Source organism: Klebsiella planticola ATCC 33531 (assembly GCF_000735435.1).
GTDB lineage: Bacteria > Pseudomonadota > Gammaproteobacteria > Enterobacterales > Enterobacteriaceae > Klebsiella > Klebsiella planticola.
In genome coordinates this window covers 64,447-80,480 of sequence record NZ_JMPP01000024.1, presented here as the reverse complement: position 1 = coordinate 80,480, position 16,034 = coordinate 64,447, and the positions used below count along the sequence as shown (strand labels likewise).

19 protein-coding genes are annotated in these 16,034 nt (G+C 55.4%); 6 read left to right on the top strand and 13 right to left on the bottom strand.

All coding sequences use genetic code 11. The features are described from left to right. Window positions 1-22: 22 nt before the first annotated feature. Window positions 23-295: a PTS sugar transporter subunit IIB gene (locus GRPL_RS14240; protein ID WP_004865143.1), complete on the bottom strand. Its 273-nt coding sequence runs from the start codon at window positions 293-295 to the stop codon at window positions 23-25. Window positions 296-375: 80 nt separating this feature from the next. After that, window positions 376-819 (bottom strand): PTS sugar transporter subunit IIA, encoded by a 444-nt coding sequence (locus GRPL_RS14245; protein ID WP_032686647.1) that lies wholly within the window; start codon window positions 817-819, stop codon window positions 376-378. A gap of 235 nt (window positions 820-1,054) precedes the next feature. On the opposite strand from GRPL_RS14245, the gene GRPL_RS14250 reads away from it, so the two are divergent. Then, entirely contained in the window at window positions 1,055-2,074 is a 1,020-nt protein-coding gene (locus tag GRPL_RS14250) for a LacI family DNA-binding transcriptional regulator (RefSeq protein WP_004865150.1), read from the top strand. Between the two features lie 3 nt (window positions 2,075-2,077). On the opposite strand, the gene yfcD is transcribed toward GRPL_RS14250, so the two are convergent. The 4 genes from yfcD to GRPL_RS14270 form a co-directional block, all read right to left on the bottom strand. After that, complete coding sequence (gene yfcD, locus GRPL_RS14255; protein WP_004865153.1) at window positions 2,078-2,650, bottom strand: NUDIX hydrolase YfcD; 573 nt, start codon at window positions 2,648-2,650, stop codon at window positions 2,078-2,080. A gap of 58 nt (window positions 2,651-2,708) precedes the next feature. Next, the gene (gene yfcE, locus GRPL_RS14260) at window positions 2,709-3,260 is read right to left on the bottom strand and encodes a phosphodiesterase (RefSeq protein WP_032699075.1); all 552 of its coding nucleotides are present in this window, start codon (window positions 3,258-3,260) and stop codon (window positions 2,709-2,711) included. A gap of 56 nt (window positions 3,261-3,316) precedes the next feature. Beyond that, window positions 3,317-3,961 carry a glutathione transferase gene (gene yfcF / locus GRPL_RS14265; protein ID WP_032686644.1) on the bottom strand — a complete coding sequence of 215 codons (645 nt, stop codon included), beginning with the start codon at window positions 3,959-3,961 and terminating at the stop codon, window positions 3,317-3,319. 96 nt (window positions 3,962-4,057) lie between these two features. After that, window positions 4,058-5,476 (bottom strand): aldehyde dehydrogenase family protein, encoded by a 1,419-nt coding sequence (locus GRPL_RS14270; protein WP_004865161.1) that lies wholly within the window; start codon window positions 5,474-5,476, stop codon window positions 4,058-4,060. Between the two features lie 103 nt (window positions 5,477-5,579). On the opposite strand from GRPL_RS14270, the gene GRPL_RS14275 reads away from it, so the two are divergent. The 5 genes from GRPL_RS14275 to GRPL_RS14295 all read left to right on the top strand — a co-directional run bounded on the left by GRPL_RS14275 (window position 5,580) and on the right by GRPL_RS14295 (window position 9,370). After that, window positions 5,580-6,494, top strand: a complete 915-nt coding sequence (locus GRPL_RS14275) for a LysR family transcriptional regulator (RefSeq protein ID WP_032699074.1) — start codon at window positions 5,580-5,582, stop codon at window positions 6,492-6,494. A gap of 71 nt (window positions 6,495-6,565) precedes the next feature. Then, a complete protein-coding gene (gene yfcG / locus GRPL_RS14280) occupies window positions 6,566-7,195 on the top strand; it encodes a GSH-dependent disulfide bond oxidoreductase (protein ID WP_015583782.1) in 630 nt (209 codons plus the stop codon). A gap of 66 nt (window positions 7,196-7,261) precedes the next feature. Continuing rightward, window positions 7,262-7,624 (top strand): dihydroneopterin triphosphate 2'-epimerase, encoded by a 363-nt coding sequence (gene folX, locus GRPL_RS14285; protein WP_004865171.1) that lies wholly within the window; start codon window positions 7,262-7,264, stop codon window positions 7,622-7,624. Window positions 7,625-7,642: 18 nt separating this feature from the next. Then, the gene (locus GRPL_RS14290) at window positions 7,643-8,536 is read left to right on the top strand and encodes a TIGR01777 family oxidoreductase (RefSeq protein WP_032686641.1); all 894 of its coding nucleotides are present in this window, start codon (window positions 7,643-7,645) and stop codon (window positions 8,534-8,536) included. Window positions 8,537-8,872: 336 nt separating this feature from the next. Beyond that, on the top strand, window positions 8,873-9,370 hold the full coding sequence (locus GRPL_RS14295; RefSeq protein WP_004865177.1) for a GNAT family N-acetyltransferase: 498 nt from the start codon (window positions 8,873-8,875) through the stop codon (window positions 9,368-9,370). A gap of 41 nt (window positions 9,371-9,411) precedes the next feature. Here GRPL_RS14295 and hisP read toward each other — a convergent pair whose 3' ends face one another. The 7 genes from hisP to purF all read right to left on the bottom strand — a co-directional run bounded on the left by hisP (window position 9,412) and on the right by purF (window position 16,001). After that, a complete protein-coding gene (hisP, locus tag GRPL_RS14300; protein ID WP_004865181.1) occupies window positions 9,412-10,185 on the bottom strand; it encodes a histidine ABC transporter ATP-binding protein HisP in 774 nt (257 codons plus the stop codon). Window positions 10,186-10,192: 7 nt separating this feature from the next. Further along, window positions 10,193-10,909: a histidine ABC transporter permease HisM gene (hisM, locus tag GRPL_RS14305; protein ID WP_004865184.1), complete on the bottom strand. Its 717-nt coding sequence runs from the start codon at window positions 10,907-10,909 to the stop codon at window positions 10,193-10,195. Next, window positions 10,906-11,592: a histidine ABC transporter permease HisQ gene (locus tag GRPL_RS14310; RefSeq protein WP_004865186.1), complete on the bottom strand. Its 687-nt coding sequence runs from the start codon at window positions 11,590-11,592 to the stop codon at window positions 10,906-10,908. Before GRPL_RS14310 ends, hisM begins: the two co-directional genes overlap by 4 nt. A gap of 66 nt (window positions 11,593-11,658) precedes the next feature. Next, window positions 11,659-12,441 carry a histidine ABC transporter substrate-binding protein HisJ gene (gene hisJ, locus GRPL_RS14315; RefSeq protein WP_004865189.1) on the bottom strand — a complete coding sequence of 261 codons (783 nt, stop codon included), beginning with the start codon at window positions 12,439-12,441 and terminating at the stop codon, window positions 11,659-11,661. A 267-nt stretch (window positions 12,442-12,708) separates the two neighbouring features. Then, the gene (argT, locus tag GRPL_RS14320; RefSeq protein WP_004865192.1) at window positions 12,709-13,491 is read right to left on the bottom strand and encodes a lysine/arginine/ornithine ABC transporter substrate-binding protein ArgT; all 783 of its coding nucleotides are present in this window, start codon (window positions 13,489-13,491) and stop codon (window positions 12,709-12,711) included. A 273-nt stretch (window positions 13,492-13,764) separates the two neighbouring features. Continuing rightward, on the bottom strand, window positions 13,765-14,349 hold the full coding sequence (locus GRPL_RS14325) for a UbiX family flavin prenyltransferase (RefSeq protein WP_032699144.1): 585 nt from the start codon (window positions 14,347-14,349) through the stop codon (window positions 13,765-13,767). 134 nt (window positions 14,350-14,483) lie between these two features. Beyond that, window positions 14,484-16,001 carry an amidophosphoribosyltransferase gene (gene purF / locus GRPL_RS14330; protein WP_032686639.1) on the bottom strand — a complete coding sequence of 506 codons (1,518 nt, stop codon included), beginning with the start codon at window positions 15,999-16,001 and terminating at the stop codon, window positions 14,484-14,486. Between the last annotated feature and the right edge of the window lie 33 nt (window positions 16,002-16,034).

The window sequence follows — 16,034 nt, the reverse complement described above, 5'->3', positions numbered from 1 at the left end:
ATCCGCCTCGCTTAAAATAAGGTTATTGTTTATCGAACCATGCGCGCAGCTGCGCTTCGAGTTCATTAATATCGATGATGTTTTTAATCACCACCAGCTGGCTTTCCGGTACGCTGGCGCTGGCGGCGATATCTTTCGCCATCACGAACAGATCCGCAGCACCGGGGGTCGCCGATGACAGATCGGAATGTTCAACTTCGGCCTCGATAGCGAGTTTTTTCAACACTTTCTTAATATTCATTTCGACCATAAAACTGCTGCCGAGGCCGGAGCCACAAATTGCCATGATTTTCATCATTATCACCTTTTTTAAGTAGAGGGCGTCCGCATTACGCTCGCGCGTAATGTGCGGTGAAATCAGGTTATAAAATTAAATCAGAAACGTGCGATTATTTTTTTAATATCCTCCAGGGTTGTCGCCTGATGTAATTTCCCCATTTCCTCCTCGCTGGAAAATAATTCTGCGAGGGCGGAAATCATCTCAATATGACTATGCTTATCGGGAGCGGCGAGCATCACGATAACATCCACCGGGTCAAACTCTTCAGCGCCAAATGCGACGCCCTCTTCCAGCTTGAGCAGAGACAGCCCTAACCCTTTGGCCCCCTCCTCCGGACGGGCATGCGGCATCGCCAGACCGGGCGCCAGAACATAATACGGCCCCAGCTTTTGATGCTGGTCGACAATGGCGGTGATATATTCAGGGCCGATAACCCCCGCAGCCAGCAGCGGTCTGGCGCAAAGTTCCAGGGCCTGCCGCCAGTCCGCTACGCTTTTCTGCTGCGTAATAGTTGCATCAGAGATCCATTTTTCCAGCATGTTGTCCCCCATCAGTAAGCCCGCGATGAGCAAACTCTATTCAAGCTGACAGCAGTTAACTGCGATTACGGTCACAAAGATAGCGCTACCATCAGCTAACATTCAAAATTGTGATAGCGCTATCAATTCGCGTTTTACCGAGGAAAACACAGCAAAAAAAAGGATTTAAGGCGTATACTCCGTGAAAGGTGAAATAAAGGATGATGGTAAAAGCATCTGCTCTGCAGGAATTCGTATGTCTCTAACCCGAAAACGGCGTAGTACCGGTAAAGTGACTCTCGCCGACGTTGCCCAGCTTGCCGGCGTGGGAACCATGACCGTTTCACGCGCATTGCGCACCCCTGAACAGGTTTCCGATAAACTGCGCGAAAAAATCGAAGCCGCGGTGCAGGAACTGGGATATATGCCCAATCTTGCCGCCAGCGCACTCGCGTCCGCTTCATCGTGGACCATCGCGATGGTGGTACCTAATCTTGCCGAGGCGGGATGTTCGGCCATGTTTGCCGGTCTGCAGCAGGTATTACAGCCCGCGGGATACCAGATCATGCTTGCAGAATCACAGCACCGCCTGGAACAGGAAGAAAAGCTGCTGGAAACCCTGTTAGCTTCCAATATTGCCGCGGCGATTCTGCTGAGCGTCGAGCACAGCGATACCGTGCGCCACTGGTTAAAAAACGCCTCTATTCCGGTCATGGAAATGGGGGCGATGCGCGCCGACCCGATTGATATGAATATCGGTATCGATAATGTGGCCGCCATGTATGAACTGACGGAAATGGTCATTAAGCGCGGCTATCAGAATATCGGCCTGCTGTGCGCTAACCAGGAGCAGTGGATTTTTCAGCAGCACCTGCAGGGGTGGTATAAGGCGCTGCTGCGCCATCATCTGTCGCCCAACAGGGTGATTAACGCCGCCCTGCCACCGAATTTCTCCACCGGTGCCTCCCAGCTGCCGGAATTTTTACTGGCGTGGCCGGAACTGGATGCCCTGGTCTGCGTTTCAGATGAGCTAGCCTGCGGGGTGCTGTATGAATGCCAGCGGCGACGCATCAAAGTGCCTGACGATCTGGCCGTTGTCGGGTTTGGCAACAGCGATGTGAGCCGGGTGTGCCAGCCGCCGTTAACAACCATGACGGTACCGCACCATAAGATTGGCATTGAGGCCGGGCGGGCGCTGCTGGAACGGCTTAACGATGGGGACTGGAGCGACCGGAAGGCGATCGTCTCCAGTTTATGTCTGCGGGATAGCTGCTAAAGGCTATTCGGCTGCTTCTGGTTTTTCTGGTTTTTCCGGTTTTTCCGCTTTTACCTGGTCATTATTGGCGTTGCGGGTCATCCACAGCGCCAGCGCTTTCAACGAATCCGGGGTGAATTCATCGCAGCGAGCGGTGATCTCTTCCGGCGTCAGCCAGCACACTTCGCTTACTTCCTCTTCCTGCAAGGCAAAGGGGCCGTGCGACACGCAGCTAAACAGGCTCCCCCAGACGCGACAATGCTTATCTTCGTAATAGAACTGGCCATGATCGGCGAACGGCACGCCGGCAATCCCCAGCTCTTCTTCCGCTTCCCGGCGAGCCGAATCCAGCAGCTGCTCATCGGCCTGCACCACGCCACCGGCGGTAGCGTCCAGCATGCCCGGCTGGAAATCTTTAGTCTCGGTACGACGTTGCACCAGGATTTTGCCCATCCCATCGTGAACAACAATATAGGTTGCCCGATGACGCAGGCACTGCGCGCGCATTTGCTCGCGGCTGGACTGCGCTATCACCTCATTGTTTTCATTAACAATGTCTACCCATTCTGTGCTTGCCAAATCGTTCTGTTCCGCCATCAGGAAACCTTACTTTTGAAAGCGCTCTCGCGGCGCGTCTTTACGGTTGGGGGGTAAATTACGGGTTAATTGCAACCTCTGCAATAACCTGATGATCATCAAGTGCTAAAACCTGTAGTCGGTCCCCTTCCATGAGGCCATAGCTGGCGGAAAATCCCCCTTTGGGAATACTGACCGAGCCGGGATTGAAGAGAAAAATAGTGCCGCTCTTCTCGGCTACCGGAATATGAGTATGACCATAAACCAGGACATCGCCAGCGGCGAGAGGAGGCATATTTTCGGGGCTGTACAGATGCCCGTGGGTCAGAAACAGGCGAGTGCGTTCGCTCAGCACCTGCTGCCAGGGCGCAGTGACAGGGAAATCCAGCAGCATTTGATCGACTTCGCTGTCGCAGTTGCCGCGAACGGCGATCACGCGTTGCGCGACGCCGTTGAGCTTCACAGCGACGTCCGCCGGCGCATAGCCTTCGGGTAACGCATTACGCGGCCCATGATTGAGCACATCACCGAGAATAATCAGCCACTGCGCCCCACTTTGCGCGAACCGTTCCAGAACGCGTTCAGTAGCGGGCAGGGAACCATGAATATCCGATGCAAACATCAGCTTCATTTCTTCCGTCTCCACGCATTTCGATGCGCCTATGATAGCGGAACCGCTGCCGCGAATCAGCCCGCGCGTTTAGCTGACAGTGCGACAAAACGTTGAACCGACGCCCGCTGCCACTGGAATGTCGCATAGTCCGCCAGCGGCTCCGGGACCGCATCGCCGTTAAGCACCAGCCGGTTGATCATCAGGGCGAGATCGGTATCGGCAATCGACCACTCACCGAACAGATTATTGCCGCCGTGGGCCAGCAGTTCAGCAGCGGTTTCGAATAATTTTTCCGCGCTTTTGCGGCCCGCAGCGCTAAGCTCCGGTTTCTTTTGCCCACCGAACACCACGTCGGTAGAGCGCTCCTCGCGGATGGGCAGCAGATCGCTGCGTAGCCAGGCTTGCACCTGCCGCGCCCGGGCCCGCTTTTGCAGATCGTGGGGATAGAGCCGCTCCCACTCCGGCGGGGCGAAACGTTCATCCAGATACTCGCTAATCGCGGACGATTCGCTAAGCGCGAACGCCTCCACCTCTAACAACGGCACGCGGCGGGTCACGGTGTAACCTTTCCAGCCAGGCTGCTGATTTTCACCGCTATCGAGATCGATGGTTTTGAGAGTAAATGGCAGGCTTTTTTCCTGCAGGGCAACGTAGACAGACATTACGTACGGCGAGAAAAAGCTCGAATCGGACCACAGGGTAATGGCGGGCTGGCTCATGGCATCCTCAATAAATTATGGGGCGATAAGTCAACATATCCTGTCTTTTAAGGGATGTCACTTACCGCACCATGAGGATTTTGCATCCCCTGACGGCTAGCCGATGATCATCGTTTTCGGCTCCAGATAAGCCTGCATCCCCCATTTGCCCATTTCACGCCCCAGACCGGATTGCTTGAAGCCACCGAACGGCGCCTGCGGTTCATGTTCAAGGGTATTGACCAGTACGCGCCCGGACTCTATCGCCAGCGCAACCTCCTGACCACGCTGCCGATCGCCGCTTAATACCAGGGCGCTCAGGCCATAGGTCGTATCATTGGCAATTGCGATGGCTTGCGCCTGATCCTGATAGGGAATCAGTACCAGCACCGGGCCAAAGATCTCTTCTCGCGCAATGCGCATCTGGTTGTGGACATCGCTGAATACGGTCGGTTTCACACACCAGCCTTTTTCCATGCCCTGCGGTCGCCCTTCACCGCCGATGAGCAATCTTGCCCCCTCCTGCTGCCCCAGGCGAATATAATCCTGCACCCGTTGCCACTGCTTCCGACTGACCATCGGACCAATCGTCGTTCGCGCGTCGCGCGGGTCGCCGGAGATATACTCCGCCATTCCCTGCACGATGGCCTGTTCAAACTCCGCCAGACGCCCGGCGGGCACCAGAATTCGCGTCCCGGCGATGCAGGCCTGCCCGCTATTCATAAACCCGGCCGCCAGCGCCAGGGGCACCGCCTGCTGCACATCGGCATCATCAAGAATCAGAGTTGGCGATTTGCCACCGAGCTCCAGCGTGACGCGTTTCAGGGTTTGCGCCCCGCTTTCGATAATATGTTTCCCTACGGCGGTAGAACCGGTGAAAGAAATTTTAGCAATATCGGGGTGATGGTTAATAATATCCCCCACCACTTCGCCCCGTCCGGTCACGATGTTAACGACCCCGGCGGGGATCTGCGCCGCGTGCAGCGCTTCGGTGACGATCTGCGTCTGCCAGGCGCTCATCTCGCTGGGTTTAATCACCGCCGTACAGCCTGCCGCCATCGCCGTCGCCAGCTTGCTACAGATAAAACCGGCATCGCTGTTCCACGGCGTAATCAACCCCGCCACGCCGACCGGCGTCATCACCACCTGCGCACGCCCCGCCGGTTCAACAAATTCGAAGCTCGCCAGCGTCTCCATCGCCTGCTTAATGGTTTGCGCCGGCCATGTCGCCATCCATTGCGAGCGCGAAGCCGGGGCGCCATATTCGGTGACAATCGCCTCGAGTAAATCCGCCTCTCTCGCCCGGACGGCCTGGTACATCCGCTCAAGGACATCCAGACGCTGCTGTTTCGTCGTCCGTGACCAGCAAGGAAAGGCCGCTTTTGCGGCGGCAATCGCTCGCCGGGCATCCTCTTCGTCCGCCAGCCGCGCCTGGCCAATCATCTCTTCCGTCGCCGGGTTGAACAGCGCAAAGGTTTCGCTGCCGTGCGGGGTGACAAATTCACCGTTGATATAAATTTTATCGATGTGCAGCATCTTCGTCTTCCTCATTGGTTTGATGAAGGGAAGTATAGAGTCGACGTATTGCCCCGATAAGAGGGTATAATCAACACAGCCTGTCACGAAAATCGGGATAATCATGCACCGTAGCGGTCTTACTGAACTGGAAGTCCTCCTTGCCGTTGCCCACCGCCAGAGCTTCCGAGCGGCTGCCCGGGAGCTGGGCATGTCGGCCACCGCCATCAGCAACGCCGTCGCCGGACTGGAGGCGCGGCTCAACGTACGTCTGTTTAACCGCACCACCCGCAGCGTCGCGCTGACGGAGGCCGGGCGACGCTACGTCGAGCGCGTGGCGCCTGCGCTGGCAGAAATTCAGCGCGCATCGGAAGAGATTGCCACTCAACCGGAAATGCCGACCGGCACGCTACGCATCAATGCGCCACGCGAGAGCGTTGCCCTGCTGTTCGGACTGTTCGATACCTTCCTCAAGCGCTACCCGGACATGCGTCTCGACATCACCACCGAATCGCGGCTGATCGATATTGTCGCCGAAGGTTACGACGCCGGCATCCGCCTGGTGGAGTCGCTGCCGCAGGATATGATTGCCGTCACGCTGACGCCCGATGTGCGGATGCGTATCGTCGGTGCGCCAGAATATTTTGCCCGCCGCGGCATTCCGCACAGCCCGGAAGATCTGCTGCATCATCAGAGCATCGGGATGCGTATGTCACACGGCGGACTCTATCACTGGGAGCTGGAGCGCCAGCAACACAAGCTGACGGTGAACGTCCCGCCGCGTATTACCCTCAGCGAAATGGGCGCCATCCATTGTGCGGTACTCGCTGGCCTTGGACTGGCCTATATCTCGGACTGGTTTATCAAGGAAGATCTGGCCTGCGGCAAGCTCGTCAGCGTGATGGATGAGTGGTGCCCGTCGTTTGCCGGTCTACGCCTCTATTATCCCGGCCGCCGCCACGTTCCGCCCGGGCTGAAGGCTTTTATCAGCCTGGTGCACGAGTTGCGCGACCATCCCGACCCTGCGGGCAAAATTTAGCCCCCCGCCTCCCGGATGACGGCAGGTCGCCTATACTCGAACACGTGCGACCTACCACGGCGGGAGTCACCATGATCGACCTTTACTACGCACCCACCCCTAACGGCCAGAAAATTATTCTCTTTCTCGAAGAGGCGCAGCTGGCCTACCGCCTGATTCGGGTCGATATCAATAAAGGGGAACAGTTTCGCCCGCAGTTTCTCGCTCTCTCGCCGAATAATAAAATTCCCGCCATCGTCGACCACCTCCCCGTTGACGGTGGAGCGCCGCTCGGCCTGTTTGAGTCCGGGGAAATCCTGCTCTATCTGGCAGAAAAATCAGGAAAACTGCTCAGCGGTGAGCTGCGTGAGCGCCATACCACGCTCCAGTGGCTGTTCTGGCAGGTTAGCGGATTAGGCCCTATGCTGGGGCAGAACCACCATTTCAACCACAGCGCGCCGCAGGCGGTGCCCTATGCCATAGAGCGTTATCAGGTCGAGACCCAGCGGTTGTACAACGTACTGAACCGTCGTCTGGAGGTCAGCCCATGGCTCGGCGGCGAACATTACAGTATTGCCGATATTGCCTGCTGGCCGTGGATTCGCGCCCACCCTCGCCAGCGTATTGATCTCGCGCATTTTCCGGCGATTCATAACTGGTTTGAACGCATTCGTCAGCGTCCGGCCACCGGGCAGGCGCTGATAAAAATACAACACCAATAACCCCCCTGCTCGCATGGCTTGCTTTCATGTATGATTGCGGAAATGACAACACGGAGGAAGCCTGCAATGTCTCAGCCAGACGCCATTATTCGTATAAAGAACCTACGCTTACGTACTTTTATTGGAATCAAAGAAGAAGAAATCGCTAACCGCCAGGATGTGGTGATCAATGTGGCGATTCACTACCCGGCGGAGCGGTCCCGCAACAGTGAAGATATCAACGATGCGCTGAATTACCGCACGATTACCAAGCGTATCATCAGCCATATTGAGAATAACCGCTTCTCGCTGCTGGAAAAATTAACTCAGGATGTGCTCGACATCGCATGCGAACATCACTGGGTCACTTATGCTGAAGTTGAGATCGATAAACTTTATGCACTGCGCTACGCTGACTCCGTCTCAATGACCATGAGCTGGCGACGCTAAGCTTCTTAGGGAGGCGCTATGAGGATTCTGCTTACTGGCGGTACCGGCCTGATTGGCCGGCATCTGATCCCCCGGCTGCTGGAGCTTGGGCATCACGTAACGGTATCAACGCGCAGCCCGGAAAAAGCGCAAACCCGGCTGGATGCCCGCGTCACCTTGTGGCGCGGTTTCGAAGGCCATCATCACCTCAATGATATTGATGCCGTCATCAATCTGGCGGGCGAACCTATCGCCGACAAACGCTGGACGACAGAGCAAAAGCAGCGCCTGTGTCACAGCCGCTGGGATATCACTCAAAAGCTGGTGAATCTGTTCAACGCCAGCGATACGCCACCCTCAGTGCTGATCAGCGGTTCTGCCGTAGGCTTTTACGGCGATCTCGGGGAAGTGGTGGTGACCGAAGATGAGCCGCCGCACAATGAGTTCACCCATAAACTCTGCGTCCGCTGGGAGCAGCTGGCCTGCGAGGCGCAAAGCGACCGCACCCGCGTCTGCCTGCTGCGCACCGGCGTGGTGCTGGCGTCGACCGGCGGGATTCTGGCCAAAATGATGCCGCTTTTCAGGCTTGGTCTCGGCGGCCCTATTGGTAACGGCAGGCAGTATCTGGCCTGGATTCATATCGATGATATGGTCAACGGTATTCTGTGGCTGCTGGATAACGATCTCAGCGGGCCTTTCAATATGGTTTCCCCTTATCCGGTCCGCAATGAACAGTTTGCTCATTCTCTCGGGCATGTGCTGAATCGTCCGGCAATTTTCCGCGTACCGGCAACGGCGATTCGCCTGCTGATGGGAGAGTCGTCGGTACTGGTACTCGGCGGGCAGCGGGCGTTGCCCCGGCGCCTGGAGGATGCCGGTTTTGGCTTCCGCTGGTACGATCTGGAAGAAGCGCTAAGAAATATTGTCGGGTAAACGCAGCCCATTTTCCTCCCGGGAGAGTTACCGCTCTGCCGGGAGGGTCCCCGATGGTCCATCGCCAGTGGTACCCGCCTTCATTATCGCGGTGAAGATTATGCCTACGTCTGCCTGAACCGGCGATTCTATTAGCGATCGATAACCTGAATCTGGCTCTGCAGCTGCGCGCCTCACCGCCTGGCGAAACCGTACTGGGCTAGTTTTACGGGCTCGACGCGCCTTGCCCGACTTCACCTGCTGTCAGGCAATCCACCGCCACGAGCGGTATAAGATCATATTATCCGGTACTTTCTGGTGTTAAGGTGAGCTAACGATCCACCGAACAACCTGCAAATGATGACCTTAACAACCCCCCGACTGCTGCTTTCTCCGTTTACGGAAGCCGACTGGCCGTTTTTCCTCCGCCTGCGTCGCGATCGCGAAGTGATGCGCTTTATGGGCGAAATGCTCGATGAACCCGCGCTGCGCCCCCTGTTTGCTGCGCGCTGCACGGATCCCGGCGTGTTTGTGCTGCGCGATAGAAAGGGTGAGGCCATCGGTGATATCGGCCTGCGCATCAGCAGTAAAAACCCGCATGAAGCCGATGTCGGATATGCCCTCATCCCGGAAGCTCAGGGTCAGGGATATGCCAGTGAAGCGCTGCGGGCGATATGCGATTACGGCTTTAGCCAACTCGGCGTCAATGCCATTAACGCCTGGGTACTGGGTGACAATATCGGGTCGGCGCGTCTGCTGGAAAAGCACGGTTTTGTGCGGATTCAGGTGCTGGAAAAAGCCTATCACCTGAACGGCGTCGATTACGATGACTGGGTATATCGGCTGGAGCGGTAATCTGCTCCCGGCGAGCTGTTTCGCCGGGAGAGACCGCAGGCTTACTTCAAGGAGCCTTTCAGGAACTGCTGCAGGCGGGGGCTTTTCGGATTGCCGAACAGCTCATCCGGATGGCCTTCTTCTTCAATCTTACCCTGGTGCAGGAAAATGACGTGCGACGAGACATGGCGCGCAAAGCCCATTTCATGGGTCACTACCACCATGGTTTTCCCCTCCTCCGCCAGCTTCTGCATGATACGCAGCACTTCCCCTACCAGTTCAGGGTCAAGCGCGGAAGTCGGTTCGTCAAACAGCAGCACATCGGGCTCCATCGCCAGCGCACGCGCAATGGAGACGCGCTGCTGCTGACCGCCGGAGAGATGCACCGGGTATTTGATCTGCTGGCGCTCATCAATGCCCACTTTCGCCAGATATTTCACCGCCCGCTCGCGCGCTTGCTGCTTACTCAGCCCGAGAACCTGAATCGGCGCTTCCATGACGTTTTCCAGCACCGTCATATGGCTCCACAGGTTGAAATGCTGGAACACCATCGTCAGGCGCGTACGCAGCAGACGCAGCTGGTTTTTATCTGCGACCTTCAGCTGACCGTCTTTGTCGCGGACCAGACCAATATTCTGCCCGTTAACCACTATCGTGCCTTCGCTGGGCTTTTCCAGGAAGTTAATGCAGCGCAAAAAGGTACTTTTACCGGAACCCGATGAACCGATAATGCTGATAACGTCCCCGGCTTGCGCCCGTAACGAGACGCCTTTCAGCACCTCATGCTCGCCGTAACGTTTATGGAGATCGATAACATTTAATTTATTGTCGGACATGGCGGTCTCAATGCGTCGAAGAAGGTTTTATATGCTGCAACCAACGCTTTTCCGCCTTGCGGAACAGGCTAATCAGCACATACGAAATAATTAAATAGAGCACCGCGGCAATCCCGAAGGCGGTAAACGGCTGATAGGTCGCCGAGTTAATATCCCTGGCGATTTTCAGCAGATCCGGCACGGTGGCAGTAAAAGCCAGCGCGGTGGAGTGCAGCATCAGAATCACTTCGTTGCTGTACGCTGGCAGCGCGATACGCAGCGCAGACGGCAAAATAATGCAGCGATACATTTTGACCGATGAAAAACCATAGGCCCGCGCCGCTTCAATTTCCCCGGGAGGAACAGAACGGATCGCCCCGGCAAAAATCTCCGTGGTATAGGCGCAGGTATTGAGCGTTAAGGCCAGCACCGTACAGTTGAGGCCGCTGCGGAAAAAGGCGTTCAGCAACTCGGTGCCTTTGACGATTTCCAGCGTATACATCCCGGAGTAAAACACCAGCAGCTGCACATACAGCGGCGTACCGCGGAACACATAGGTAAACAGCCAGATCGGAAACTGAATGTATTTGTTGCTTGAGACGCGCCCGATAGCAAGAAACACCGCCAGAATGCCGCCCATCACCACCGAGGAAATTAACAACCACAGCGTGATGGCCACCCCGGTAAAACGGTAGCCGTCGGTCCACAGCAGCGATTTCCAGTACTCCTGAATAATCTCAATCACAGGTCAGCCCTCTTCACGCCCACGGAGTAACGGCGTTCAAGCAGCAGCAGTACACCATTGGAAACGGTTGTAAACACGAGATAAACCAGGCCGCAGACAATCGCAAAGTAGAACGGCTGCCAGGTGCTTTTCCCTGCCAGCTGGGTGGCTTTGACCACATCCTCCAGCCCCAGCAGAGAGACCAGCGCCGTTGCCTTGAGGATAACCTGCCAGTTGTTGCCAATTCCCGGTAATGCATAGCGCATCATTGCCGGAAAGAGGATCCGCCGGAAGGTCTGGCCGTTGCTGAAGCCAAAGGCCGTCGCCGCTTCGATGTGACCTTTCGGAACCGCCATAAAAGCGCCGCGGAAGGTTTCAGTAAAATAGGCGCCGTAGATAAAGCCCAGCGTAATAATCCCCGCGATCATCGGGTCAATATCAAACTGCGATAGTCCCAGTGCGTCGGTGAGCGTATTCAGCGCAATCTGCAGACCGTAGAAAATCAGTAGCATCAGCACCAGATCGGGCACGCCGCGAATTAACGTGGTGTAGCCTTCAAATACCAGCGCCAGCGGTCGATTGCTCGATAGCTTAGCTCCGGCACCCGCCAGACCAATGAGGACCGCCAGCACAACCGAACTAAGAGCCAGCTCCAGCGTGACCAGAGCGCCCTGTAAAATAACCTGTGAAAACCCGTACAGCATGCTGTCTGCCCTGTCTGTCATCGACCATCGCGCGCCAACATGCGCGCGATGGGGTACGTATGATGCTTAGTCACCGTACACGTTAAAATCGAAATATTTTTTTGCCAGCTTGTCGTAGGTGCCATCTTTGCGCATATCCGCGAAGGCTTTATTTAACGCCTCACGCAGCTCGTTGTCCTCTTTACGCAGGCCCATGCCGGTACCGACGCCAAACAGTTTTTCATCCTTAATCGACGGACCGCCAAACTGGTAATCTTTGCCAACAGGCTGTTTGAGGAAGCCTTCGCTCGCGGCGACTTCATCCTGGAACGCCGCGTCGATACGCCCGGCGGTCAGGTCGGAATAGATATTGTCCTGGCCCTGGTAGGAGACAATTTCAATGCCTTTCGGTGCCCAGTGCTCATTACCGTAGGTCTCCTGGGTGGTCCCCTGAAGCACACCGATCCGCTTGCCTTTCAGTCTGGCGAGATCCGGCGTGATATCACTGCCTTTTTTCACGACCAGACGGGAATCCGCAGCGTAAAGTTTGTCGGTGAAAGCAATTTCCTGCTGACGTTTTTCGGTAATGGACAACGAAGACATAATCGCATCGATTTTCTTCGCTTTTAAAGAAGGGATCAGCGCATCCAGCGGGTTTTCAACGAAGGTACATTGCGTATTGATACGCTTACACAGCTCTTTTGCCAAATCGATGTCAAAACCAATCAACTGACCCTGCGCATTTTTCGATTCGAACGGGGCATAAGTTGGATCGGTACCGATACGTAGTTTTTGCGGAATGGCTGCGAATACCGTGCTAACGCTGGAAAGGGCCAGCGCTAAAGAAAGAGACAACGCCAGTTTTTTCATAACTATCCTCAACAGACTGTCATTCTAACGAGTTTATTAGAAGTACTTACGCCAGTTATCGTGCCATTATTCGCCCCGGTAAGGCAAAGCATTCTGCGCCCGGAAGCCAATTATTTCGCACCATAAACGCTTAACTATGCACTAAGCGCCCGACAAAACCACCTTTTATGCACCAAATCGGAACACCGCAGGTAAATTTGCACCAATTTAGTGCAATCGTGGACATGCGAAATCCCTCAGGCCCGGTTTCCCGGGCCCGCGGCGTGTTTAGTCACCGTAGACGTTGAAGTTGAAGTATTTCTTCGCCATTTTGTCGTAGGTCCCGTCTTTACGCATTTCAGCCAACGCACTGTCGAAAGCGGCTTTCAGCTCGCCATCGGTTTTACGCAGGCCAATACCGGTACCATCACCGAAGAATTTTTTATCTTTGACAGAGGGACCGGCAAAGGCGAAATCTTTACCGGCGGGTTGTTTGAGGAAGCCTTCGCTGGCGGCGACTTCATCCTGCAGCGCAGCGTCAAGTCGGCCGGCAGCAAGGTCGGAATAGATCAGATCCTGGTTCTGGTAGGCAACGACATCCACGCCCTGGCTACGCCAGCGCTCATTGCCGTACGCTTCCTGAGTGGAACCCTGTAGTACCCCGACGTGTTTGCCCTTCAGGGATTCCAGCGTCGGCTGGATTGATGAGCCTTTTGGCGCAATCAGACGGGAGTCAGCGGCATACAGTTTGTCAGAGAAGGCAATCTCCTGCTGCCGTTTTTCAGTAATCGATAAGGAAGAGATAATGGCGTCAATTTTCTTCGCCTTCAGCGAGGGAATCAATGAATCAAAGTCGCTCCCCACCCAGGTACATTTTACTTTGATACGCGAACACAGCTCATTGCCCAAATCGATATCAAAACCCACGAAATCCCCTTTCGCATCTTTCGAGGAGAAAGGCGCGTAGGTGGCATCGGTACCGATACGAATGCTTTGCGGAAGCGCGGCAAAAACGCTGGAAGCGCTGCTGATTCCCATGATTAAAGAGAGGGCCAGGATCGTCTTCTTCATACAATACCCTTAAGTGTCGTGATGTTGTTATATGGTGCGTTGTTTCGTTATGTGTAGCCGACTCATCCTGCAGGTTTTATGCCATCTTCTCAGTGCGTGCTGGAAACAGCGTTAAATTTGTTAATATAAAGTTGCAGGATTGTCTTAAGAGGGAAGATAACAGCATTGACGGACAAACCGCAGTGGCCGAACGCAAAAAAACAAATTAAATGTTGAGGATTTGATCGAGGCGACAAAATTGCACTGCGGAGGCGCAAAAGTTCACGGCACGCACTACTTTAGTGCGTCCGAAGGTCCCTGCCAACGGGTAAACAGATCCTGCGGGAGGGTAATATCGAACTGATCGATAACCCGGTTGACGGTCTGATTAATCACATCATCGAGGGTTTGCGGGCGATGGTAGAAGGCCGGAACCGGCGGCATAATCACCGCTCCCATCTCTGCCGCCTGCACCAGCAGGCGCAGATGCCCGAGATGGAACGGCGTTTCCCGCACGCACAGTACCAGCGGACGACGCTCTTTGAGGACCACGTCCGCCGCGCGGGTCAGCAGACCATCGGTATAGCTGTGAACAATGCCAGAAAGCGTTTTCACCGAGCAAGGCAGGATCACCATTCCGGCCGTCTTGAACGACCCCGACGAGATACTGGCGGCGATATCGCGCGCATCATGGACCACATCCGCCAGCGCCTGCACTTCCCGCAGAGAGTACTCGGTCTCCAGCGCCAGCGTCTGCCGCGCTGCCTGGCTCATGATCAGATGCGTTTCGACATCAGGCACATCGCGTAAAATCTGAAGCAGTCGCACACCGTAAATGGCGCCGCTGGCGCCAGAGATACCAATAATAAGTCGTTTCACGATGATGCCCTCTTCCACATAATGGGGCAGACTTTGCCGGATTATAGCAGCGGACGCAAGCCTTGCGGCCACGCGGTAAGAACACAAAAGCCCGCGGTCGTATGACGGCGGGCTTTTCACAACGCCAGGGTCAATTAGCCTTCGTTATGCATCTCTAAATTTTCCACTTCGTTCAGACGCTGCACCGCTTTCGCATCGTCATTACGTAAGGAATCGAGATAATCGAGGTACTGCTGGTCCACATCCTTAGTGACGTATACGCCGTTAAATACCGAACATTCAAACTGTTGAATATCCGGATTTTCCACACGTACGGCATCAATCAGATCGTTCAGATCCTGGAAGATAAGACCATCAGCGCCAATGATCTGGCGGATTTCGTCCACTTCGCGACCGTGGGCGATAAGCTCGGTAGCCGTAGGCATATCAATGCCGTAAACGTTCGGGAAACGAATCTCTGGCGCCGCGGAAGCCAGATAGACTTTTTTCGCGCCGGCTTCGCGCGCCATCTCGATAATCTGCTCCGAGGTGGTGCCACGCACGATGGAGTCATCCACCAGCAGGACGTTTTTATCCCGGAATTCTGCGCGGTTAGCATTGAGCTTACGGCGTACGGATTTCCGGCGCAGCTGCTGACCTGGCATGATAAAGGTGCGGCCAACGTAGCGGTTTTTCACGAAGCCCTGGCGATAGGGTTTATCGAGGATTCGGGCGATTTCCAGCGCAATATCGCAGGAGGTTTCCGGAATCGGAATGACCACGTCGATGTCCAGATCTTCCCACTCGCGCGCAATCTTCTCACCCAGTTTGGTGCCCATATTGACGCGCGCGCTGTAGACGGAAATTTTGTCGATAAACGAGTCCGGGCGAGCAAAATAGACGTACTCAAAGAGGCACGGGTTGCTGACCGGATTCTCGGCGCACTGACGGGTAAACAGCTGGCCCTTCTCGGTAATATAGACTGCTTCACCCGGCGCCACATCGCGCAGGAATTCGAAGCCCAGGGTATCCAGCGCCACGCTTTCGGAGGCCACCATATACTCGGTACGACCATCGCCAACATCACGTTTCCCCAACACCAGAGGGCGGATGCCGTTCGGATCGCGGAACGCGACCATACCGTGACCGATAATCATCGCCACGCAGGCGTAGGCGCCGCGGATCTGACGGTTGGTGGCGGCAATCGCGGCAAAAATGTTATCCGCTTCCAGTGGGTAATGACGGAAATTATCCAGCTCGCTGGCGAAGATGTTGAGCAGGATTTCAGAATCGGAGGTGGTGTTGATATGGCGGCGTTTTTCTTCAAACAGCTTCTTGCGCAGCTCGTGCGCGTTGGTCAGATTGCCGTTATGCGCCAACGTAATACCATACGGTGAGTTGACATAGAAAGGCTGTGCTTCGGAGGCACTTGAGCTGCCCGCCGTAGGATAGCGAACATGGCCAATCCCCATATTGCCCTGCATACGCTGCATGTGGCGAGCTTCAAAAACGTCGCTCACCAGTCCGTTCGCCTTACGCAAACGGAAACAGTTATTTGCATCAATAGTGATGATGCCTGCGGCATCCTGGCCACGATGCTGAAGCACCGTTAACGCGTCATAAATCGACTGGTTTACCGGCATAACACCGGCGATACCGACAATACCGCACATACGTCTTTTCCTCGTTCAGCCACATCCCAACGC

What these genes read in the sequence shown, in the direction of transcription:
- yfcE (WP_032699075.1), bottom strand. Translation starts at nt 3,260, where the DNA reads ATGAAGCTGATGTTTGCATCGGATATTCATGGTTCCCTGCCCGCTACT.
- GRPL_RS14290 (WP_032686641.1), top strand. Translation starts at nt 7,643, where the DNA reads ATGAGGATTCTGCTTACTGGCGGTACCGGCCTGATTGGCCGGCATCTG.
- hisP (WP_004865181.1), bottom strand. Translation starts at nt 10,185, where the DNA reads ATGTCCGACAATAAATTAAATGTTATCGATCTCCATAAACGTTACGGC.
- hisJ (WP_004865189.1), bottom strand. Translation starts at nt 12,441, where the DNA reads ATGAAAAAACTGGCGTTGTCTCTTTCTTTAGCGCTGGCCCTTTCCAGC.
- yfcF (WP_032686644.1), bottom strand. Translation starts at nt 3,961, where the DNA reads ATGAGCCAGCCCGCCATTACCCTGTGGTCCGATTCGAGCTTTTTCTCG.
- yfcD (WP_004865153.1), bottom strand. Translation starts at nt 2,650, where the DNA reads ATGGCGGAACAGAACGATTTGGCAAGCACAGAATGGGTAGACATTGTT.
- purF (WP_032686639.1), bottom strand. Translation starts at nt 16,001, where the DNA reads ATGTGCGGTATTGTCGGTATCGCCGGTGTTATGCCGGTAAACCAGTCG.
- GRPL_RS14245 (WP_032686647.1), bottom strand. Translation starts at nt 819, where the DNA reads ATGCTGGAAAAATGGATCTCTGATGCAACTATTACGCAGCAGAAAAGC.
- yfcG (WP_015583782.1), top strand. Translation starts at nt 6,566, where the DNA reads ATGATCGACCTTTACTACGCACCCACCCCTAACGGCCAGAAAATTATT.
- GRPL_RS14295 (WP_004865177.1), top strand. Translation starts at nt 8,873, where the DNA reads ATGATGACCTTAACAACCCCCCGACTGCTGCTTTCTCCGTTTACGGAA.
- argT (WP_004865192.1), bottom strand. Translation starts at nt 13,491, where the DNA reads ATGAAGAAGACGATCCTGGCCCTCTCTTTAATCATGGGAATCAGCAGC.
- GRPL_RS14250 (WP_004865150.1), top strand. Translation starts at nt 1,055, where the DNA reads ATGTCTCTAACCCGAAAACGGCGTAGTACCGGTAAAGTGACTCTCGCC.
- GRPL_RS14270 (WP_004865161.1), bottom strand. Translation starts at nt 5,476, where the DNA reads ATGCTGCACATCGATAAAATTTATATCAACGGTGAATTTGTCACCCCG.
- GRPL_RS14275 (WP_032699074.1), top strand. Translation starts at nt 5,580, where the DNA reads ATGCACCGTAGCGGTCTTACTGAACTGGAAGTCCTCCTTGCCGTTGCC.
- GRPL_RS14310 (WP_004865186.1), bottom strand. Translation starts at nt 11,592, where the DNA reads ATGCTGTACGGGTTTTCACAGGTTATTTTACAGGGCGCTCTGGTCACG.
- folX (WP_004865171.1), top strand. Translation starts at nt 7,262, where the DNA reads ATGTCTCAGCCAGACGCCATTATTCGTATAAAGAACCTACGCTTACGT.
- GRPL_RS14240 (WP_004865143.1), bottom strand. Translation starts at nt 295, where the DNA reads ATGAAAATCATGGCAATTTGTGGCTCCGGCCTCGGCAGCAGTTTTATG.